Source organism: Paenibacillus nitricinens (assembly GCF_052056485.1).
GTDB lineage: Bacteria > Bacillota > Bacilli > Paenibacillales > Paenibacillaceae > Paenibacillus_AQ > Paenibacillus_AQ nitricinens.
Genome location: NZ_CP183948.1, coordinates 3,492,228 through 3,513,148 on the forward strand (window position 1 = coordinate 3,492,228; position 20,921 = coordinate 3,513,148).

Sequence of the window (20,921 nt, forward strand, 5' to 3'; positions counted from 1 at the left end):
TTAAAAAGATTTGTCCCTTTCTTGAACGTTTAGAGATGAAGAGGTCTCAGTGATTGAATTACTAAAAATTTAAGATATGATAATTTTAATCATTAGGCCACTATATTAATCGGATTGCTTCAGTATCAGGTAAATAGGTCTCGCCATCTCTTGCTTTGTGAAATTTTTCTCTTTTTACATAGCAAACAACGAGGAACGTCATACTAAAACGAACAGGCAACGATGTCTCTGAGCCTTGTTTAATCTGATATTGAATGCAGCCTACAGTTAGCTGGCCTAATCATAAGCATCAAATGACGAAAAATGAACAGAGTTTGAAGGGAGCAGTAAAGAATGGAAATTGATACGGTGCTATGGAGCAGGCTGGTTACAGGCTTGACTCTTGGGTTCCACGTTATTTTTGCGACGATTGGCGTCGGTATACCGCTAATGATCGCTATAGCAGAGTTCATAGGAATCCGAAAGAAGGACCCCCATTATACCCTTATGGCAAAAAGATGGTCTCGAGGATTTGTCATTTCTGTAGCGGTTGGTGTCGTGACCGGTACAGCGATTTCACTACAACTGGCCCTGGTATGGCCGAATTTTATGAAACTGGCGGGGAATGTTATTGCACTTCCGTTATTCATGGAAGTGTTCGCTTTCTTTTTTGAAGCCATCTTCCTAGGCATTTATTTGTATACGTGGGATCGGTTCAAAAATCCGTATATCCATTGGCTGCTGACGATTCCGATTGTCGCCGGTGCAGGGATGTCTGCCGTTTTTATTACGACGGTGAACGGATTCATGAACCAGCCTGGAGGCTTTGTCATGGAAGCAGGCCAATTCACAGCGATTGACCCAGTGCAAGCGATGCTGAATACAGCGACGTTCTCCAAGGTGTTCCATGTATTAAGCTCGGCCTATTTAACAGGAGCTGCCCTATTAGCCGGAATTGCAGCCTTTGCAATGCTGAGAAAAGGGGTATCCGCATACCACAAAAAATCCTTAAATCTCATGATGGCGGTTGTTTTGCTGTTCAGCTTGCTAAACACATTAGCTGGAGATGTGTCCGCCAAGTTTTTGGCCGAACATCAGCCGGAGAAGCTTGCAGCGGCTGAATGGCATTTTGAGACGGGTAGCGGTGTGGATTTGGTTCTAATGGGATGGCTGAATGCAGAGCATGAAGTTCTAGGGGCTCTTCATCTGCCGAAGGTGCTCAGCTTCCTGGCCTTTGGAGACTTTAACGCAGAGGTAACGGGACTGGAGGAATTCCCCAAAGATGAATGGCCGCCGCTTCTCGTTCATTACCTGTTTGATTTAATGGCCGGAATTGGATTTGCCTTACTCGCGATAGCGGTCCTGTATTTCCTGTTTGTGTTCTGGAAAAAACGTAATGCGCTTAACAAGTGGATGCTAAGTATCCTCGCACTGATCGCGCCGCTCGCTTTTCTGGCTGTTGAGCTGGGCTGGTTTTATGCAGAAGTTGGGCGCCAGCCTTGGATTATCCGTGGATATATGCGTGTAGAGGAAGCAGCCACGACTTCTCCGAATGTAAGAATTATTTTCTTCGGCTTATTGCTCCTGTACATCGTACTCGGCAGTATGTGTGTAATCGTGCTAAGACGCTTGTTCAACAATAATCCGGCAGAAGTTGAGCTGGAGAAATATATGAAGGATCATCCTGATCAATCTACTACAGAAAAGGGGGGCACTGCATGATGAGTTACGAATTGATTGGCATCTCGGTGCTCTGGCTGTTCTTGTACGGCTATTTAATTATAGCTTCTATTGATTTCGGAGCGGGCTTCTTCGCCTTTTATGCACGTTTGACGAAGCAGGATCATTTGATTAATCGTCTGATTTCCCGTTATTTATCACCCGTTTGGGAGATCACAAATGTATTTTTTATCTTTTTCTACATTGGCATTGTCGGATTTTTTCCAGACACAGCCTATTATTATGGCTCAGCGTTGCTTGTTCCGGGAACCATTGCAGTAATTCTTCTTGCGATTCGCGGTTCGTTCTATGCATTTGAAAATTACGGCTCCAAGAAAAACATTGTGTATCTTTTTTTATACGGAGCTACAGGTTTACTTATTCCGGCTTCGTTGTCAGTGGCGCTAACCTTATCTGAAGGCGGCTTTATCGTGAAGCAGGGGGAGACGGTTTCTCTGGATTACTGGGAGCTGTTTACCAATCCGTTATCGTGGAGCATCGTTGGACTGGCAATCGTGTCCGTTTTGTTCATAAGCGGCTCCTTTCTGACATTTTACGCATCTCGGGCAGAGGATCATTCTGCGTTGAAGCTGATGCGTAACTACGCCCTGTTTTGGAGTACACCGACAATAATTCTTGCACTGACAGCATTTATTTATTTGGGTCAACACAATGAGCGGCATTTTCAAAATATGATGGATTTATGGTGGCTGCTGGGACTTTCCGTTGCTTTCTTCATGATCGCGATGTGGCTGTTATATAACGGACGCCGTTACGGATTAGCTTTTATATGCATCATGTTACAATTTTTCTGTGCTTTTTTCGCATATGGAATTGGGCAATACCCTTATATTCTTGATCCGTTCATCACGATTCAGAGCAGTGCAACTTCGCCAGCAATGGGCTTAGCGTTAGTTATTGTGTTTATCGGTGGTCTATGTCTGTTGATCCCATCCCTTATTCTGGTCTTCAAACTCTTCCTGTTTGATGCGGATTATGTAAAAGGGAAAAAATAAAGCTGATTGATCTATTACGGCGTGTTTGAGGTTTCTCTACAAGCCTGTATATAAAGGAAGTGTGATCTGTGAAGAGGAAATCCAGTCTGATTTCTCAACAAATGTCTTTACAAAGGAAAAATATGGCCCTCCTCGCGGTTATTTCACTCGCGCTTGGCGTAGCTATTGTGAGTCAGGCTGGATTGCTTGCTGAAGCAGTCCAGCGGATTTTTGTGGAGAGGGCTTCGTTCTCATCGGTTATCCTGTTACTCGGCATACTTCTGGCAGTTATGGCTGTACGCACACTGTTGTCGTATGGAAACGGTAAAGTCGGCTTGCAAATGGCTGCCACTGCCAAAACAAATATGCGCGCAGCCGTATTGCAAAACTTGACCCATGCTTCCATGCCCGAAACTCTTAGTGGGCAGACGGGAGGGAAGGTCAGCATTGCTCTGGATGCTGTGGATGAGGCTGACAGTTATTTCAGTCAGTACATGCCACGTATGATGGAAGCAGCTATCATCCCGATTCTGATTTTGGTCGTTACATTTACTCAACATGCCAACACAGGTTTCATTCTCTTGTTTACAGCTCCGTTTATCCCGCTGTTCATGATTTTGGTAGGGCTGAAAACAAAGAACAAATCCGAAGAAAAATATGCGCAACTGGCTGAGTTTTCAGGGACATTTCTGGATTCTCTTCAAGGGCTGGTGACGTTGAAAATATTTGGACGGGCTAACCGTCAGCAGCAGGAGATTGAACGCAGCAGTCTGGGTTATCGGGATGCTACGATGGGAATTTTGAAGATTGCATTTACGAATACCTTCATGCTGGAATCGATCGTGATGTTAAGCATCGGCATTGTCGCTCTCGAACTGGCCATCCAGTTGCTCGTTTTCAAATCTATGACCTTCCACACCGCCTTTCTTGTTTTGTTGCTCGTTCCCGAATTTTACAACCTGTTAAAAAATACAGGAACAGCCTTTCACAGCGGCCGAACAAGTATGGGAGCGGTTCGTAAGGTGGAACAGATGCTTGTGGAGACGGCAGGGGTGAGCAGGGAGGCGAATGGCAATGAAGAGGTAGGAACATCCAATGAAATCGACGAGATCGACAATGACAACCTTTCAATGCCGCCATCCATAGAAATTGACCATCTACGGTTTCAGTATGCTCCAGATTCATTCGAGCTTAAGACGGGTCTGATCCAGCTTAGTCCAGGAGAACACATCGCCATCGTTGGCAAAAGCGGTTCCGGCAAAACGACTTTGCTTCATCTTATTGCCGGTTTGCTGAAACCAGAATCTGGAACGCTTCTGGTAAATGGAAGCCCACTTTCGCAATACGATGAGGCCGTATGGTTCGAACATGTTAGCTACATTACGCAGCATCCGTATATTTTTGCAGGCACATTTTCTGAAAATATTGCGATTGGTGCTGGCGGAAACATCTCCAGAGCTGAAATGGAGCGGGCGGGAGAGGAAGCTGGCCTTACTGCGCTTACAGGCCAATTGGAGCATGGATTGGATACCTTTGTGGGTGAAGGAGGCCGGGGACTGTCTGGCGGGGAGAAGCAACGGCTTGCCTTGGCACGCGCTTTTTTGAAGCGACCTGCTGTCATTCTGTTTGACGAACCTACAGTTGGGCTGGATTTGCATACCGAGCAGGTACTGCAACGCTCCATTGCCAAACTGGCAAAAACGGCTACGATGATTACGGTGGCTCACCGATTATATACGATTCAACAAGCCGACAAGATTTTGTTTATGGACAATGGAGTATTGGTGGACTCCGGACGACATGACGAGCTCATGAAGCGCCTGCCCGAGTATGCCGAGATGGTTAATATAGAGCGGAAAGGGAGGGTATCATCATGAATGAGCTGGCTGTTCTATCAAAGGCGATGTTTCAGGAGCGCAAGGATATCGTTCTTTCGATTTTGTGTGGATTTATCGCCGGAATTGCCGGAGTGGCACTCTTTTCCGCGAGCGGGTATCTGATCTCGCAAACAGTGTTTGCGCCGCCGCTTTATACTTTGATTGTACTCACCTCGATGGTCAAACTGCTCGGTCTGCTTCGGGCGGCGAGTCGTTATGGAGAACGCTTGTATTCTCACCGAGCGACATTCTCCATGCTTAGCCGTTTACGTACATCCTTTTTTGCCAAGCTTATTCCTTTAACGCCTGGTATATTGAACAAAAATCGAAGCGGGGATCTGCTTGCGCGGATCGTTGGGGATGTGGAAAGTTTGCAAAATTATTTTTTGCGAGTCGCTTATCCTCCGATCATGGTCGTCATGGTATTTTTGGCTACGGTGCTGTTTACTTCTACCTTTTCGATCTGGATTGCCGTTTTATTTGTACTAGGTATGCTGATAACGGCATTCGTTGTACCGGGAATTGTGTTACTCGGGCAGCGGAGAATACATGGACGCGTTCGTGAGCAGAGGGCGCAGCTGTCCACGGAAGTTACCGAAGTGTTGTACGGTTTCCGGGATTTGAAAGTATACGGTCAATTGGCACAGCGGGAGGAGCATCTTCAGCATGCTTCCGCTGTATTGGCAGCTGAACAGCAACGAGCTTCCGGGCACTTGCTGCGCGGGCAATCGATGCACACTTTTGTTACGTTTCTCGTTTCCTGGGGAGTGCTGACGCTTGGCGCCTATTTAATTATGGAAGGTGCACTTGCAGGCGTATTTCTTGCCATGCTGGTCATGGCATCACAAACCGTATTTGAAGAAGCGACAGCTATGGCCACATTACCCGCGTATAAAGAGGATAGCGAACACGCAGCCAACCGACTGACGGAAACAGTTCAGACCTTTGATGAGCAGTTCTCGCAGCCAAGTGGCACAATGTCTGTTAATCATGCTGTTACGATGGAACTATCCGATGTTACGTTTCAATATGAAGGGGAGTGGAGACCGGCACTCAGGGATATCTCTCTGCACATTTTACCGGGCTCCAAAACGGCGATTGTCGGGCCGAGTGGGTCAGGAAAATCAACGATTATCGAATTACTGCTCAAGCTGCGAACACCAACGGCTGGCGATATCCGTTTAAACGACATTTCGGTAAAGGAACTGGATGAGTCGAGCATTTGGCAGACGGCTAATGTGGTGTTGCAGCAAAGCCATTTCTTCAGGGGCACGATTCGGGACAATCTGCTGCTGAATGGAGAAGAACATACGGACGAACAATTGTCTGATGTGCTGGCTAAAGTGCAGCTGCCCAATACATCGTTGACCGATAGTGTGTATGAAAAAGGGGAGAATCTCTCAGACGGCGAGAAGCAGCGACTGGCTCTGGCGCGAGCGATGCTCCGCAAAGGACGCGTATGGCTTCTGGACGAACCAACTTCATCGCTGGATTATGTGACAGAGCAACAGGTTTTGAAGCATCTCTTCGCACAAGCAGCTAATGACACGCTTCTCCTGATTTGTCATCGGCTTACCGGATTGGAAGAGATGGACCGAATTGTGGTCATGGACCAAGGTAAGGTAGTCGAAACGGGTTCCTATTCGGAGTTGATGGAGCAAAAAGGCTATTTTTATGAAATGAAAAAAATCGAACAGCAAATGATCGGAGAAGTTGACGTATGTTGATTTAGTGACCTCAACTCCCCAAACTCCAGCTCCTTTAACTAGATTACTTAAAGGAGGATTCCCCTTTTGGCATGATACGTAGTATGCTAAACGACACGATAGCACAATAATACACTTAACAACAAATTTTTCTTATATCCTTTTAGGAGAGTGCTACTAGTAAGTCATAAGTCCTTCTCCATTTTTTATCATAATCGTTTCTAAGCACCGATTTTAATTCCGTGGAACAATTCAAAAGAACGGCCGCTGTTCGCATCGTTTGCGACAGGGCCGTTCTTTTGTTTTTCGTAGGCTAGCTTTAAATTGCTATTCTTGCCAAACACTCATAGGGTCCCATGGCTTGATCTGATTGTCATATTTTTCAGCCAAAAAAGCTTTCATGTCTTCCAGCTTAGCAGGCACCTCGTTCCAAATTGGAAGGGGGGGTAACCCTCGTTTGCTTTTCAATAAGATATCCACTGTAACATATAAGCGTTCTGGCTGAATCCAATGAAGGAAGCGGGAAATATCCATTTGCTTGGTCAGGGACAAGGAATCAATTTCATCATTGTAATGCTTGTTGAACTCGCTGATCAGGTTCAGGAGGTAATCTCTCTGCTCCCTCACGAAGTCCAAGCCGCAAATGGCGCCATGTCCTGGAACAACGATTTCGGGTTTAATTTCATCAATAATGCGATCAAGCACTTTAACCCAATTGAGGGTTCCCTCTTCGCTGTATGCCGTACAACCGTTAAACACGACATCGCCGGCGAACAGCACTTTTTCTTTTGGCATCCACAACAGCAAGTCACTGTCAGAGTGGGCTGGAGCTACATTGTAAATCATAACTTCCGTATCGCCAAGACGGATGTTGATATCGTCCTTTATCTCAATTTTCGGGAGTACCCATTCTACGCCCTCCAGGTCGAATCCTTCAAATTCCGCTGCAAAAAACCGCTCACCCGGAGTCGATTCCGTAGAATCCTTTCCTCTTCTGATGACGCTGTCCATCCAGGCGATATTTTCGGTGAGACGCTCTCTGGAGGCTTCCTTGTGCATAATAATACAAGCATCTTCAAACGCTTTGTTTCCCCAAGCATGGTCACTGTTATAGTGCGAGTTCACCACATAAGCGGGAGAGCCGCCGTTGCTTACTTCCATAAAAGTCTCCTGCATTTCCCGCGCATGGAACAAATCGAAGAACGTGTCATACACCAGTCCTTCACCCTTATTGATGAAGCCGGCATTGGCCCAACTAATCCCGCGATACGGCGAAATACCGGCAAAGACGCCATCTGCGACTTCAATAAATTTAACACGAGGTTTTTGGATAATACGTCCATACTTCATGAAAATTCTCCTTTTTCGTATGTTTTTGGGGTAAGGCATACTGACTATGGCTTTATTATAGAGAATGGAAAACAGAAATGCAAGCAAGTACTTGCATGCATTTCTGTTTTCCATTCGATAAGATAGTAACAGAACAACATCACACTAGATGGAGGCGAGCAACATGAAGCTAGTAACCTTTCGAACCAAGACATCCCAGGAACCTTTGTTTGGGCTTGTAATTAACGAGAAATTTGTCGTGTCTTTTGCCGCAATCATGAAAAAGCAGGGAACATTCGTTGACAGTCTTGAAAGTATGGACCGCTATCTTCATTATTTGCCGGCAAGTTTTGATGCCGCTAAGGAATTGATGCAATATGCTGTCGAACAGTCGCATCAATTCAATGAAAATGAATTCTGCCCGATTGTAGCGGTAAAACTGCTGCCGCCAGTTCCGAATCCGGCTGCCCTTATCGACTTCGGGCTGACGCCAAGACATCTGAGAAATGCTGGCGTAAATCTGCTGCAAAGAGAATATACAGGGCCAGAAAGAGAAGAGCTCAAACAAAAAATTGCTGAAAAATTCCAGCAAGATTCGAATAAAGTAACTTTCAGTTATTACAAATGTAACCATAATGCATTAATTGGCGATGGGGATACGATTCATTGGCCTTCGTACTCTTCCTACCTGGATATCGAGCCAGAGCTGGCCTTTGTTACAGGAATGGAGAACTGCATTGCAGGTTATGTTATTTTTAACGACAGTACTGTCCGCGATGTGCAATGGCCGGATTTCCTGGCGCTGACCGGACCGACGCGCTGCAAAGATTTTGATCACAGCAAAGGAATAGGACCATTTCTGGTTACGCCGGATGAAATCGAAAATCCGATGGGACTGGATGTGGATGTATACATCGGGGAAAGACTGCACTGGAAGGGTAGCACATCTGAGTATTCTGCACACCCTGCAAAAGTGATGGAGGAGGTTCTCAAAGTTTTCACGCCGCTCCCGGGCACGATTATTGGAATGGGGACGATACCGGATTGCTGTGCAATCGAGACCGAACAATGGTTGTTGCCCTCTGACCGAATCCAGATTACATTTGATAAATTAGGTACGCTCACGCAATTGGTGCCCGATCATATCAAGATTACGGAACCAAGCCGCTGGGAAAAAAGAAGCGATTTGCTTTAAATAAACATTTATGAAAATGATGACCCCGATCCTGCTGCATGTGCAATACTTGTAGTAGAATGGGTTTAACATATGTTAAAGGAGAAGTACAATGCAAACTTCAGACAGAATTATTGAAGCCGCGACACGTCTCATCAAAAAGAATGGCTATCGGGGAGTAAGCACCAAAGCCATTGCAATGGAAGCTAAAGTTAATGAATCTACGATTTTCCGGCAATTTGGAAGCAAGCAAGGCATATTGGAAGCCATCATTGAAAGACATTCGGATATCCCGCAGTTTGAGAAGCTGTTAAAAGAGGAAGCGACCGATAACCCGGAAGTCGATCTGCTGAATGTAAGTCAGCAGTACCGTTTATTTTTCCATAAAAATGCGGACATCATTTTAATTGGCATCCGCGACAAAGGAATGCTTCCCGAATTAGACAGAGTGCTGGCCGATCCGCCGGCGAAGCTTCACTCCTTGCTGGTTGAATATTTTGAACGCTTGCAGAAGAAAAAAGTTATAGCCAGACAGAATGAGCGTCTTGTCGCAATGTCTTTTCTCTCGATGTGCTACGGATTTCAGATGAGCGAGCTGATTCACCGGCAATATCAATCCCAATTTGTCACCGAGGAAGAGTTCTACAAGCATAGTGTCTCATTGTTTGTTAAAGGAATTTTGGCTCAGTCATAAGCATTATTAAATTATTTAATGAGAAGTCAAAACTTAAGTCAACGGGCTGAGTCTGGAAACACGGTGTTTCTATCCATTCATCTAATGGAAGAGCTTGCAGCAACAGCAACAGCAACAGCAACAGTTGATGATGTGGTGATTATTAAGCATGGAACAATCGTTGCAGATGGAACATTGGAGAAGCAAAAGGTAACCCTCTCACGCTGGAGGACGCCTTTTTGCTCATATTGTAGTTTTTAGTAATGGAAAATAAAATACGTGGATGCATTATATAAAAAACATGACTCAATTAAGCCCAATTTTTTCTAGGGCTTTTTTTGTTTGGGACCTCAGGATTGTGTTTGGTCTATACTTAAACTTTCGGGTCAGTTTTATTGTACGAACTTTAATGCAAGACAATCATGCCTATTGGATGGGGATTTTCCAAGGTTGTACTTACTTAATATCTTATAAGAAATTCTTGAAATCACAGAAATTTATCCGGGTAGTGGGATGCTATTATACAAATATAAATAAAGACGAGGTGATGATATGCAAGCAAAATTGGCAGCGGACGCCATTCCCCTCACCAAAAAGCGGAATTCATGGATAAGAACGATAAAAAAGTATAAAGTGATGTACGCTCTCTTGTTCCCGGCATTAGTTTACTTTGCCGTATTCAAATACATTCCTATGGCGGGAATCATTATTGCTTTTAAAAACTATAACCTAGCATTGGGACTATGGGATAGTCCATGGGTGGGATTTAGAAATTTCACAGATTTTATGAACGGCGTTTATTTCTGGGACATCATGAGAAATACGATTATCATATCCCTTTATAAGCTATTGTTCGGTTTCTCAGCTCCTATCATACTTGCTTTGCTGCTCAATGAGGTTTATACCCAATGGTTTAAGAAAATCGTACAAACGATCACTTATTTACCCCACTTTCTATCATGGGTCATTGTTTATGGAATGATGGTGGCATTATTAGCCCCAGGGGATGGTCTTTTTAATATGATTTTCAAGGAAATTGGTGTTGAGCCCATCTCATTTCTAACGGAACCTGCCTGGGGCAGACTGCTGATCATCTTATCTGAAATATGGAAGGATATTGGTTGGGGAGCTATATTGTACCTTGCAGCATTAGCAGGAATCGATCCAAGCTTATATGAAGCGGCAAGAATTGATGGCGCTTCCAAGTGGAGACAGCTTTGGCATGTAACACTTCCCGGCATTCGAGGCGTGATGATTCTGATGCTGATCCTTAAATTAAGCCATATTCTGGATGCTGGTTTTGACCAAATATTTATGTTTGCCAACAGCTTTAATCAAGAGAAGATCGACATTATCGACACATGGGTATACCGTGAAGGGCTCGAGCGACTTAGGATTGGCTTGGCTACTGCTGTGGGATTGTTTAAAGCGGTCATCGGATTTGTTTTAGTGTTGGCAGCGAATAAGCTCGCCAAAAAATTCGATGGGCAAATTTGGTGAGGTGGTTATCAATATGATCAATTTGACAATCGGAGAGAAAGTCTGGCAAGCAGTCGTTTATTTTATTCTTATTTTGCTAGCGCTGCTTTGCTTACTACCCTTTCTATATGTGGTTGCTGTTTCAGTGACGCCAGAATCGGAAGTGTTAAGAAGAGGAATTGTTATTATACCAGAAACCTTTACCTTTCTAGCCTACAAAGAAGTATTCATTTCTCATGGTATCGGTCAGGCGTATAAAATTACATTGTTTCGAACGATAGTAGGCACTGCTCTCAATGTGTTCTTTACGGTAATAGCGGCATATCCGTTATCCAAAAAATATTTGCCGGGTCGAAGCCCATTTTTACTATTCATTGTCTTTACCATGATGTTTGGGGGAGGATTAATTCCGACTTATTTACTAGTCCGCTCTCTGGGATTGCTAAACAGTCCGTGGGTATTGATTATTCCACAGCTCATTAGTGCATTTAATCTGGTGATCATTAAAGGCTTTTTTGAGCAATTGCCTGCTGAAATCGAGGAATCAGCGAGGGTAGACGGTGCAAGTGAGCTTCAGTCGTTATGGCGGATCATTTTACCCCTGTCCTTGCCCGTCCTTTCCACAATTTCCTTATTTTACGCAGTCGGGCATTGGAACAGTTATTTTGATGCTATTGTTTATATCAATGATTCCAACTTAATGCCGCTTCAAGTGATCTTGCGCAACATCCTGCTTAACGTCGCAACACAAAGTGCTGATTCGCTTGCCAATACCGGAGCTGTTAGTACGTTCGCTATACAAATGGCAGCAGTTGTCGTGACTACAGTTCCGATTTTGATCGTTTACCCATTTATGCAAAAGCATTTTACCAAAGGTGTACTCTTGGGATCGGTTAAAGGTTAAAAAGCTATTCCAACCTGAGTTGTTACGGGGAAACCGTGATAATATAGAAGCAAAGGAGAGGTCATTATGCAACGTAAAGCGATTACATTGGCTATTCTGACAGCAATGGTCGGTGTGGGAACGGTATTGTCAGGATGCGGGGACAAAAAAGAGGTTAAATCGACAGCTTCGAGTAATTCGCAAGGCGAGCCAAATAAGTCTGAAACCAAATTGAAAATCTCGATGTTTAACCAAGGCACTTTCAACGCTGCTGCTCCGATTCCTCCTCGTGAAGAAGATATCCAACGCCAAATGTTAGAAAAAGCAGTGAATATCGACTTGGAAATGATGATTCCTCAATCCGGGCAAGCAACGACTAAATTAAATACGCTCATAGCTGGAGGAGATATTCCAGATTTGATTTTCTTGAAGAGCCGGGCTGATCTCGCGCAATATTATGACCAAGGCGTTCTTGCGGATTTGACACCGTATCTGGATCAATTTCCTGAATTGCAGAAACGTTTTAGCAACGACTCCTGGGAGGCGATGTCCTATCAAGGAAAAACCATTGGAGTTCCAGGTTATGATAATGTAAACGGAATCAGTCGAAGCTTCTTCATTCGCAATGATTGGCTGAAAAAACTGAATATGGAAGTGCCCACGACACCTGACGAGTTATTCGAAGTTATGAAAGCCTTTACAGAGAAAGACCCGGATGGTAATGGCAAAAACGATACTTACGGATTCATAGGCGGCATGAATAAAGAAGGCAATCTGCAAACCTACGGCTTTGATAGTTTGATGTGGATGTTTGGCGTCAATCCTCCCTCAGCCATTGATGTGAAAGACAATAAACCGGTGTTCCTGTTTACCGACCCAAAAATGAAAGAAGCACTCGCTTATATCAATAAAATGATGGAAGCTAAAGTTGTAGATCCAGACTGGGTGACGATGAATACTCCCGATTTGTTGGACCAAAAGTTATTTAAGGGTAAAGTTGGCTTCATGATAAGAGATGCCCGCAGGCTGGAACCAGATTATCAGCAGAAAATGAAAGAAATCAGTGGAGAAGTGCCGGAATGGATCGTCATTCCTCCTATGATAGGTCCTTATGGTGATCAAATTGTAGAGAGAAAATCGTTCCAAGGCAATTCATGGGCCATATCCAAGAAAGCGGATAAGGATAAAATCATTCGGATCTTGTCCATGCTGAATTATCTCTTTACAGACGAAGAAGCATATCCGAATTTTGCATACGGAATCAAAGGTATTCATTGGGATGTAGTGGACGGCAAGATTAAGAATAAAACCTCCGAATTATCAAAGGAAATGAAAGAAAAGTACCTATGGGTTGATCATTATAGAATGCCGCGTCGCGGTGATGATGCTGAATACTTCAGCTTCCAGAATCCTAAGACGGCAGAAGCTTTTAAGAACAATCAGAAATACGTAGCGCCTACTTTACCCGGGAATTTATTGACCGAAGACCCGAACGATACATTGGCAGCTGACCGCCAACGTTTCATTAATGAAAGTCTGGTAAAATTTATGACCGGCAAAGATCCTCTTTCTAACTGGGACAATTTCCTCAATACGTTGGAGACCAAGTTTGATATGCAGAAATATAAGGACACAGTAATCAAGCAATTTAAAGAAGCGGGCTTAATCAAGTAAATCAAGTAGAAACGGCTTCGCCGTCCTTTTAAAGGACGGTACCGTTTCAGCGAGAAAGATAAGGAACAATTATGCGCGAAGCATATAAATTCTTATCTTTTAAACAAAGAGAGTGGCTATAAATAGCCCCTCTCTTTATTGAAATATAAGAAAGTATAAGTTTTACTTTATACTTTATCCTTCTATTTTTCGAAGAAACGCTTATCGTCCTTAAAAAGGACGCCGAAGGCGTTTCTTCTTATCATATGCTATTATTTGTTTAAAACAGATTTAAAAGGAAGATGATCGATGCGAAGAAGAATCAGCTTGCCTTTAAAGTTATTTTTTATCGTGTTTGCATTTGTATTAAGCTGCATAATCTTGATAAGCCAATTGTCTTATCACTATGTCCAAAAGGAAATAAGAACCACTGACATTTATTACACCAACCAAATCCTTGACAAGGTAGATCAGTATTTCACAGTTAATTTTTCCTCCTTCCAGACGATCCTGTTCTCGGTCGAAACATCGGTGAAAGCCAACATTGAGAATACAGAAGTGATTAAAAAGCAATTAAGAGAGCTGTATGAACTCAACAGTAATTACGTCAGTAATATTTATTTGATCAAAAGCGATTTATCCATTCTAGGCGGGAGTACACCTACCCGAATATTCGATGAACCTTTAGCTGAAAGAGAACCTTTGTTTGATGCGGCTGACAAGAACAGAAGGACTACATTTGTCAGTGATCCTTACAAATCTAAATATTCCGGCTGGACCGTTACGATGGTTCGATATCTGAACAGTGCTCCGTTTCCTATGGCCATTGCGGTAGATTTGGATCTAAATGCCATTGAAGAGACCTTGTTCAAGATTAATAAAAAAGAACAAATGGATTTGGCTCTAATCACCGCATCAGGAAAAATCATTGCCGGATTTCCGGAAAATAAAGGACCCTTAAATATTCAAGATCATACTTTTTCAATCGGTGAAACGTCAGCGAAACAAATTCTGGAGACTACAGAAACAAGCCTTCAACTGCATACCAAGGATGGCATTGCGGTCTCCCTTCTGAAAAAACCGACTGAGAAATTCAACTGGACCCTCATCTCGATCAACGATGAATCCCGCTTGAAAGCTGCTTTGTCCAGATTAGAAACCTATTATATCGGGCTTCTAGCTGCTGGCCTTCTCTTAAGTCTGTTCATTTCCTTTTTTATTGCCAAATATATAAGGACCCCTCTCTATGCGCTCAAAACAAAAATGAAGCGGGTGGAGCAAGGCCTCCTCACAACTACAATATCGATTAACCGAAACGATGAGTTTGGAGATCTCTCCCGAGCATTCGATCGTATGCTGCAGCAAATTGTGGAACTGATACGGGGAGCAGAGCTACATAATGAACTTGAGCGGAAGCTGGAAATCCAAGTGCTTCAGTCTCAAATAAACCCTCATTTTCTGTATAACACGCTTGGTTCTATAAGTAATGTCATACGACTCGGACAAATAGAGAAAGTAGATGTGGTGATCGAGTCTCTCATTTCAATATTGGAATATGGGATAGCTGATGCTTCGGAGAAGGTATCACTGCGTCAGGAATTGCAAAATGTATCGGACTATATCGCGATCCAGAACATCCGCTATAACAGGAACTTTCACTTGATTGAAAATATCGAAGCAGATTTAATAGATTTCCCAGTTTTTAGAATGCTGCTGCAGCCCCTTGTGGAGAATAGTATCTTCCATGGTTATAACGGAGGGGGGATCGAAGGCCCTATTACTATTCATGCGTACAGGGAGGGCAGCAACGTCATCATAGAAGTAGTGGATCAAGGCGAGGGAATTCCAACTGATAAAATAAAGCATGTTTTGATTTCAGAACCGAGTGATGTGGAAGTGAAAAGGAAAAGAATCGGGTTAAATAATATTCATGACCGAATAAGACTTCACTATGGTGAACAGTTCGGGCTCCAAATCATAAGCATACCTAAGGAAACAACCCGTGTTCAAGCCTTATTCCCAGCAGGCTCATTTAAAGGAGATGCATGATGGTGAGAGACTACACCTGCTTCATTGTTGACGATGAAGATCTAATCATTCAGAGATTGGAATTGTTTTTTAACGAGCTCTCCCATAGAGATAAGCGATTTCATTTAGTGGGAAAAGCGAATAATGGGCTGAAAGGGATAGAGGAGATCGTAAAGCTTAAACCGGATATCGTGATATCTGATATTGTTATGCCGCGGATGGATGGAATTTCCATGATTGAGCAGCTAAAACCAAAGCTTCCCCATACCCAATACATTCTTTTGACCGCTTATTCATCTTTTGAATACGCCCAGAGAGCTATTCAAGCCAACGTATTGGAGTACATTGTTAAGGTTCCGCTCAGGGAAGCGGATTTAGTTCGCGCTTTAGATAAGGCAGCCGGGATTTTAAATGAGGTTAAGAAAAAAGAAGCGGAAATTCAATCGTTAAACGTATCCGTGCTTGAAAATAAATATAGAGTCCGCAAGCAATTTTTTAACGAGCTTATCAGAGGCGAAATCCCTTCTCATCGGGCATCGGATTTTGCCAATCGCATGCAATTCCATTTCTTTCAAGCCAACTATTGCTGCTTCATTGTTGAAATGAATCTGTATGAAAGTTTCCGGAACGATTATTCAGCGTCAGATCAACACATTTTGAAATATGCGATTACGAATATAATCGAAGAAACTGTGGTGAATGGTGGCAGGGGTGTAGCTGTAGATCTATCCGATAATCGTTTTATTGGCTTTCTTTCCTGGGAAAATAATCGCAGTGATATGGACACGGAATATGCTTGCCATTCATTGGGCAGTCAGATCGTCTCCCATTTACATCAATATCTGAATCAAAGGGTATCCGTCGCTTTTGGAGGTCCGCACCGAGGCTGGGAATCCATCAAACAAGCTTACATGGAAGCTAATAACGTGAGTGAGGATTTCTATTATCATGAAGAGAAAGTAGTCAAAACCCCCATGCATCGGTTCCAATACCGTAATGACAAAAAGGAGGCCTTTCAGCTGAAATTGGCTGATTTTCTCACATGGGTACAAAGGAAAGTTTCCAAGGAAGAGCTGGAGGAAGAACTCTCTGATTTAAATCAATTTGTGACGAATTATAAAATTCATAAGTCTATCATGGCACCTATGCTTCAAGACTTGTACAGAGACATTACTGCGAAATTTAAATCGGGGAAATCGTTGACCACGGATGTATCAGAGTTTCCTATAAAATTCATGACATTTCGGGAGCAGCTTGCCTATATTGGCGACTTCACATTCGAATATGTACACGCTGGCCAACTTTTACATCGTATAGAAATCATGAGTGCTATGCGATTTATAGAGAAAAACCTGAAACAGAGATTAACGCTGGAGGCGATTGCCGAGGAAGTGAATTTAGCTCCATCGTATTTTAGCAGCTTATTCAAAAAAACAATGAACGAGGGCGTTATCAGCTACATCAACCGCAAAAAAATCCACTTAGCTCTCGAGCTGTTAAATGTTCAGGATTATTCTTTATTGGAATTGTGCGAGGAAGTAGGAATTGTGAATGAAGGTTATTTTTGCAAATTATTTAAAGAATATACGGGTGATACGCCTAAGCAATACCGGATAAAAATGACACGGTATGAATCCTAATAAGGTTGCAAAAAATGTATAAATTTCTCGTGAAATCATGTAAAAAAAAAGGCATCAAAAAGCTTACCATGATAGAAGGATCTAATCATGGAGGTTATCAAAATGGAGCTTATTAAAGCAGATGTAACCGTCGTAGGCGGAGGTATTGCTGGGATATGCGCTGCCATTGCTGCCGCACGCCAAGGGCTGCAGGTTTCACTTATTAATGATCGGCCGGTTCTTGGGGGAAATGCGAGCAGCGAGGTCAGAGTTCATATCAACGGGTCAGCATATCTTGGAAACAGTCCATCCTATTATGCACGCGAGGGCGGATTGGTGGAAGAACTCAAGTTGAAGATTTTTCACTATAATCCGTTATACAACAAGAAGCTGATGCTTTCGCTTTCGGATACGGTCTTGTTGGATATGGTTTATGCTGAACCTAACATTTCTCTATTTCTGAATACATGCGTGCATGAAACGGGCATGGCGAACGGCAGAATTAAATGGGTGGAGGGCCTTCAATTGGCTTCCGAAAGAAAATTCCGTTTCGAAAGCCGAACCTACATCGATTGCTCCGGGGATGGAGTTGTCGGATATCAAGCAGGTGCTCTCTTCCGCTGGGGGAGAGAAGCGAAGCATGAATATAAGGAAGAATTGGCTCCTGAAGTGGCGGACCATTTCACCATGGGCGATACGATCCTGTTTCAAGCCCGTGACGTAGAATATTCCGTTCCATACAAAAGACCAGGCTTTGCATATGATATTACGAAGTTGGCCTTTTTTGATAGTATCAGAAAAGGCTTAAACCATCGGTCTTTCCCTAGAAAAATCAACGGGCTTGGCGGATTGTGGTGGCTGGAATACGGCGGACATTTGGATATTATCAAGAATAATGAAGACATCGCATTGGAACTGCGGAAATTGGTGTACGGAATTTGGGATTATATCAAAAATAGCGGCGAATTTGATGATGTGGACAATCTCATCTTGGATTATGTATGCCCAATCCCGGGAAAACGGGAGTCGAGGCGGTTCATTGGGGATCACATGTTGTCACAGAACGATCTTACAGCAAAGCCGCATTTCGAAGATGCCGTATCCGTCGGGGGATGGTATATGGATATACATGCTGCTAAAGGCATCTATGATGAGGGGCCGGCTACAGCATGGAATTTCGTGCCTGGCTTGTACAATATCCCTTTCCGCAGTTTATATTCACGAAATATTCCTAATCTAATGTTCGCTGGCCGCAATATAAGTGCTACCCATGTGGCATTTGGATCTACGAGGGTAATGGCAACCTGTGGTTGTATGGGTCAGGCGGTTGGAACAGCTGCTTCGTTATGTTTGAAATATGAGGTGGACCCCGCAACGATAGTCGAAGCTCATATGGGAGAACTGCAAGAGCTGTTGCTTCGAGACGGGCAAACGATTGTAGGGCTTCAAGAGGAATTGAATCCTTATTTTGCTAATGGATTAACTATTCGTGCCTCGTCTCAGCGCAGCTATGACAATGTTCATCCAACCGAAGAGATTTCCTTGGAGAAAGGGTTATGTTTAGTCTTGCCGATACAGACATCCTTGGCGGAAAGTGTACGCATCAAAATTAAAAACAGGTCCGAGCATTCGGAAACTTTGCAGGTGAAGCTGTTTGGCGGGGAACGGAAAGAAAATTATATTCCGACCAGCGAGTTAAAAGACTACCGCTTGGTTATTGCAGCCGGTCATGACGACTGGATTACGCTTAACTTGGGCTGCAAGAGACCGGCTGACGATAAAATCTACATCGTATTGGAAGGTACGGCAAGCCTTGCCGTCTACGTCAATGAAGAGAAATTGACAGGAGCGGTTAGCTTCTATTATAGACCGGAAGAACCTTCTAGGCTGAAGAAATTCAATAAGAGCATTTGCTTTAAGGAGCTATTGCCAACCCAGAATATGTATAATCCCGAGAATGTCGTCAACGGCTTCTCCAGACCTTATGGTCTACCGAACGGCTGGATTTCTGAACGTACGGAAGAACAGGAATGGTTGGAATTCTGTTTTTCAAGCCCCAAAAACGTAGACGAAATCCATCTCGTCTTCAATTCACAGTTGGATTTGGAGCATTTCAACGACCCGATCGAGTCCCTTATTCAAGACTATGATATGACCTTGACCTTAGAAGACGGAACCGATAGGACAATCATAACTCGTGGAAATTATCTCACGCTGAATAAACATAAGGTGAAAGCGAAAGATGTAACCCGAATCCGCTTCGATTTCTGTGCAACTTATGGTTCGTCTTATTTTGAAGTGTTTGCTGTAAAATGGTTTGCTCCTAAATTTGATAAATGAGGTCAGGTGAGGTCGCGATGAAGGAATTATTCCCTCGTAAAGGACTCCCCAATATAATTCAGAAATTGGAAAATGGGGATACCGTAACAATCGTCTATTTCGGCGGTAGTAATACCCGTTCTGAAGGCTACAGGGTCATGACGGCGGATTGGCTTCGTGAAAAATATCCTAAGGCGGAGATCCGCTCTGTGAATGCAGGCATTAATGGGACAGGATCGGATTTGGGCTGTGCCCGTTTGGAGACAGATGTACTGCGTCATCGGCCTGATCTAGTATTTGTTGAATTTGTCGGTAACGATGGCGGAGATCCCGAATCCAAGGCGCGGATCGAAGGGATTGTCCGACAGATCCGCAAACGGAGCCGGTTTACCGATATCTTATTCGTTTATACGCTGAAGGAGCGGGATGTGGCCTTATTTCAGTCTGGGGAATACCAGAAGGGGGCTCTGATGCAAGAGGAAGTGGCCGACTATTACGGTATTCCTTCAATTCATCTGGGTGTAGCGGTCAGTCACTTGGTGTCGGAGGGAAAACTCGTTTTTACCTCAAGGGAAGACGTGTCCATTTCCGGAGCCGTTGTTTTTACGCATGATTCGATCCATCCGACTATTCCCGAAGGACACCAGATCTATACGGATACGATCACCCGGTCATTTGAGAAAATTAGAGAACTTCAAGATCATTTGGGAAGGTTAGTACATCACTTCCCTCAGAATCCGTTAGTTCCAGCTAATCCTTGGGAGTATGCAACCCTGCTGTCACTGGATAGTCTTACTACTTTTTCCGCAGGATGGTCATACATGACGCCCGATGATTTTGCTTTGGTGCGTGAGTACAATTGGTTGTTCCCCGGTCTATGGCGAGCAGTCGATCCTGGAGAGGCTATCACAGTGCAGTTCGAGGGAACCCATATCGGGTTATTCGATATCGGGGGGCCTGATTCTGGCAGATTGAAGGTGTCAGTGGATGGTGGGGAACCCTTTCTTGTTGATCGATTCACACTACACAACGATCATAATCGAAATCAGTATGTATTCTTACCGGAGCTCCCGAATGGAAAACATACAGTTCGCTTTGAAATCGATACCGAGAAAACAGACAAAGCGGCCGTGTTTGAGGCATGCGGCAATGAACGAAGCAGGGAGCACGTTAGGCAGCATCCAGATTGGTATGATCAAACGGTGATTCAGCTTGGGAAGTTGTTATTGGTGCAGCCGCCATTATAATTAATCATTAGGCATTGTACAATTGGTAAACCTATATCATAACTGACTGCAGTTGAGCGGTCAGTTATGATATAGGTTTCTTTTTTGCTTAAAATCTTATAAGAAATTCTTGAAATCAAAGAAATTTCACAGTGATGTGACATGCTATGATAAAAACGAGAGGATTAGCCAGAAGGATAAGGCTAATTGCTTCTTTACGATCTTCGAACAAAGGAGGGCACCATTATTTTGAAAGCGTTAT

The 20,921-nt window shown here is 43.6% G+C and carries 15 protein-coding genes; 14 read left to right on the forward strand and 1 reads right to left on the reverse strand.

Annotated elements, in window-relative coordinates:
• Positions 1–333 precede the first annotated feature (333 nt).
• The 4 genes from ACN6KS_RS15385 (at position 334) to cydC (ending at position 6,297) form a co-directional block, all read left to right on the forward strand.
• Positions 334–1,701, forward strand: coding sequence for a cytochrome ubiquinol oxidase subunit I (locus ACN6KS_RS15385; protein WP_440959973.1), 1,368 nt, complete (start codon positions 334–336; stop codon positions 1,699–1,701).
• On the forward strand, positions 1,698–2,714 hold the full coding sequence (locus ACN6KS_RS15390; protein ID WP_094868949.1) for a cytochrome d ubiquinol oxidase subunit II: 1,017 nt from the start codon (positions 1,698–1,700) through the stop codon (positions 2,712–2,714). The genes ACN6KS_RS15385 and ACN6KS_RS15390 overlap by 4 nt, the downstream gene beginning before the upstream one ends.
• 68 nt (positions 2,715–2,782) lie before the next feature.
• Positions 2,783–4,570 (forward strand): thiol reductant ABC exporter subunit CydD, encoded by a 1,788-nt coding sequence (cydD, locus tag ACN6KS_RS15395; protein WP_440959974.1) that lies wholly within the window; start codon positions 2,783–2,785, stop codon positions 4,568–4,570.
• Complete coding sequence (gene cydC / locus ACN6KS_RS15400) at positions 4,567–6,297, forward strand: thiol reductant ABC exporter subunit CydC (RefSeq protein ID WP_094868947.1); 1,731 nt, start codon at positions 4,567–4,569, stop codon at positions 6,295–6,297. Before cydD ends, cydC begins: the two co-directional genes overlap by 4 nt.
• Before the next feature lie 306 nt (positions 6,298–6,603).
• On the opposite strand, the gene ACN6KS_RS15405 is transcribed toward cydC, so the two are convergent.
• The gene (locus ACN6KS_RS15405; RefSeq protein WP_440959975.1) at positions 6,604–7,626 is read right to left on the reverse strand and encodes an MBL fold metallo-hydrolase; all 1,023 of its coding nucleotides are present in this window, start codon (positions 7,624–7,626) and stop codon (positions 6,604–6,606) included.
• 163 nt (positions 7,627–7,789) lie between these two features.
• On the opposite strand from ACN6KS_RS15405, the gene ACN6KS_RS15410 reads away from it, so the two are divergent.
• The 10 genes from ACN6KS_RS15410 (at position 7,790) to ACN6KS_RS15455 (ending at position 20,680) form a co-directional block, all read left to right on the forward strand.
• Positions 7,790–8,800, forward strand: a complete 1,011-nt coding sequence (locus ACN6KS_RS15410; RefSeq protein WP_440959976.1) for a fumarylacetoacetate hydrolase family protein — start codon at positions 7,790–7,792, stop codon at positions 8,798–8,800.
• Positions 8,801–8,891: 91 nt separating this feature from the next.
• Positions 8,892–9,473, forward strand: a complete 582-nt coding sequence (locus tag ACN6KS_RS15415; protein ID WP_341134850.1) for a TetR/AcrR family transcriptional regulator — start codon at positions 8,892–8,894, stop codon at positions 9,471–9,473.
• Between the two features lie 18 nt (positions 9,474–9,491).
• Positions 9,492–9,713: a hypothetical protein gene (locus ACN6KS_RS15420; protein WP_440959977.1), complete on the forward strand. Its 222-nt coding sequence runs from the start codon at positions 9,492–9,494 to the stop codon at positions 9,711–9,713.
• Between the two features lie 291 nt (positions 9,714–10,004).
• The gene (locus ACN6KS_RS15425) at positions 10,005–10,952 is read left to right on the forward strand and encodes an ABC transporter permease (RefSeq protein ID WP_094874416.1); all 948 of its coding nucleotides are present in this window, start codon (positions 10,005–10,007) and stop codon (positions 10,950–10,952) included.
• A 13-nt stretch (positions 10,953–10,965) separates the two neighbouring features.
• Positions 10,966–11,835 carry a carbohydrate ABC transporter permease gene (locus tag ACN6KS_RS15430; protein ID WP_094874417.1) on the forward strand — a complete coding sequence of 290 codons (870 nt, stop codon included), beginning with the start codon at positions 10,966–10,968 and terminating at the stop codon, positions 11,833–11,835.
• A gap of 66 nt (positions 11,836–11,901) precedes the next feature.
• Entirely contained in the window at positions 11,902–13,488 is a 1,587-nt protein-coding gene (locus ACN6KS_RS15435; protein WP_280786266.1) for an extracellular solute-binding protein, read from the forward strand.
• Positions 13,489–13,776: 288 nt separating this feature from the next.
• Entirely contained in the window at positions 13,777–15,516 is a 1,740-nt protein-coding gene (locus ACN6KS_RS15440; protein ID WP_094874410.1) for a sensor histidine kinase, read from the forward strand.
• Positions 15,513–17,135: a response regulator gene (locus tag ACN6KS_RS15445; protein WP_440959978.1), complete on the forward strand. Its 1,623-nt coding sequence runs from the start codon at positions 15,513–15,515 to the stop codon at positions 17,133–17,135. The genes ACN6KS_RS15440 and ACN6KS_RS15445 overlap by 4 nt, the downstream gene beginning before the upstream one ends.
• 87 nt (positions 17,136–17,222) lie before the next feature.
• Positions 17,223–19,454 (forward strand): FAD-dependent oxidoreductase, encoded by a 2,232-nt coding sequence (locus ACN6KS_RS15450; protein WP_440959979.1) that lies wholly within the window; start codon positions 17,223–17,225, stop codon positions 19,452–19,454.
• A 17-nt stretch (positions 19,455–19,471) separates the two neighbouring features.
• Complete coding sequence (locus ACN6KS_RS15455; protein ID WP_440959980.1) at positions 19,472–20,680, forward strand: GDSL-type esterase/lipase family protein; 1,209 nt, start codon at positions 19,472–19,474, stop codon at positions 20,678–20,680.
• Positions 20,681–20,921 lie beyond the last annotated feature (241 nt).